Annotated in this window: 2 protein-coding genes; one reads left to right on the plus strand and one right to left on the minus strand. The window is 73.4% G+C overall.

Features of this window, described 5'->3' with window-relative positions; translation table 11 throughout:
- Positions 1–276 precede the first annotated feature (276 nt).
- Positions 277–1,014 carry an N-acetyltransferase gene (locus AB0I76_RS29385; RefSeq protein ID WP_357042245.1) on the minus strand — a complete coding sequence of 246 codons (738 nt, stop codon included), beginning with the start codon at positions 1,012–1,014 and terminating at the stop codon, positions 277–279.
- Between the two features lie 236 nt (positions 1,015–1,250).
- Between AB0I76_RS29385 and AB0I76_RS29390 the strand changes: the two genes are divergently transcribed.
- Positions 1,251–1,702, plus strand: a 452-nt coding sequence (locus AB0I76_RS29390; RefSeq protein WP_357042248.1) for a hypothetical protein, incomplete at its 3' end; no start/stop codon positions are given.

The raw sequence follows: 1,702 nt of genomic DNA on the forward strand, positions 1-1,702 counted from the left end.
TCAGCGCCGCCCGCCCACCCCGCCCACCCCTGCCACTCCGCCCACCAGCCACGCCCCGACGCTAATCCCGCACCAGCCCCCCGCGCAGCCAATCCCCACCCCCGGGTCCCCCACCCCTCATCGCCGCGATCTTGCACTTCGTGCCCCGGCGAAAGACGCGAAAGCCGCACCTCGGCGACCGAAAGTGCAAGATCGCGGGGGTGGGAGTGGGGTGGGAGTGGGGTGGGAGTGGGGTGGGAGTGGGGTGGGAGCGGGGAGGGAGCGGGGTGGGGTGGGTCAGAGGGGGTGGCGGACCCAGACGTTGGGTTCCACGTAGACGGCGTGGTCCTGTGCGACGTCGCACCAGACCGGGGCCAGCGCCTGCGGCACGCGCACCGGGCCGGTGCGGTCGAAGGGCAGGCCGGTCCAGGACCGCCACTCGGCCAGGGTGCCTGGGATGGTCATCGACCGTGGCGCCACCGAGTCGATGCGGCCACCCGCCCGGACGTGCACCCGCAGCCACGGGTCGACCGGCAGGCCGTCGTCGCGGACCTGGTACGCGTACTCCCGCATCGGCTGGTCCGGGTCCTGCTTGCCGTTCGGGCGGACCGGCGCGACCAGTTCGGTGAAGCCGAGGCGGCGGGCGTTGTCGCGCATCGCCGCCAGCATCCGGGCGGACACCCCGCCACCACGGGCCTCCGGCCGTACGCAGATCTCCAGCGCCGAGACCAGGTTCGGGGTCGTGCCGGCGAGACGGTTGATGCTCGCCCGCTGCACGATCCGGTCCCACCCGCCCGGTGGCAGGGTGTCCTGCGTCCAGTGCAACGGCACGCTGTACGCGCGGGCGACCGCCCGGCCGGGCACGGCCGGGTCCAGCGCGAGGAGGACGTACTCGGGGTAGTGGCGGTCGGCGACGGCGTAGTACAGCGACGCCATCGGGTCCCAGGTCATGAACTCCGGCCAGGCGCCGTCGAAGTCGTCAAGCAGCGGCGCCAGGTCGGGGCGCTCGGCCAGCGAAATGATCTCCAGGTCCATGGTGCGGACGGTAGTCGTCGGACCGAGCGAGCCGCACCGCCTTTTCGGCAACCGTGGCGCGGCTCGCGTCAAGAAGGGGCCCTTCCTCTACCGGAGGCGTTAAGAAGGGGCCCTTCCTTGCACCTGAGGCGCTTTGTTGATAGCGGCGCTGTCGGCGAGCGGACTCTCACGGGGAGTAAGCACGAGAAGGATCGGTACCGGCCACCGCCGTGGCCACCCTCCCGAAGGAGGAGCGCGTGTCCGATCCATCCCGCAACCCGCGCCCGCCCCGGACGATTCCGGGCCTCGACACCCTCGCCCGCCTCGCCGACGACACCCTGCGCCGCAGCGGCACCCGGCTGCCCGCCGACGCCCTGCTGGTCAACCGGCGCGACGAGCGGGAGGACCTGCTCGCCGGCCGTTTCGTCGACCGGCTCTCCGGACTGGCTCCCAGCCGCCGGATCGGACCGTTCCGGACCCCGGGCGGCACCGACATCTTCTACGACGTCTTCCTCACCGCCCGCCGGGTCGAGGTGCGCGAGTCCGGGGCCGCCGCACCGGCGCTCGTGCTCACCGCCGCCCGACCCGGCACCGTCGGGCCGACCGGCCTGCGGGTCGCCGTCGACGCCGGCACCGTCTGGATCCGCGGCGACCTGATCGGGGGACTGCCCGCCGAGGCGTACGCCGGGCTGCGTGTCTCCGGTGGCAC

The sequence above is a fragment of the Micromonospora sp. NPDC049799 genome (assembly GCF_040656655.1).
Taxonomy (GTDB): domain Bacteria; phylum Actinomycetota; class Actinomycetes; order Mycobacteriales; family Micromonosporaceae; genus Micromonospora.

What these genes read in the sequence shown, in the direction of transcription:
- AB0I76_RS29385 (WP_357042245.1), bottom strand. Translation starts at nt 1,014, where the DNA reads ATGGACCTGGAGATCATTTCGCTGGCCGAGCGCCCCGACCTGGCGCCG.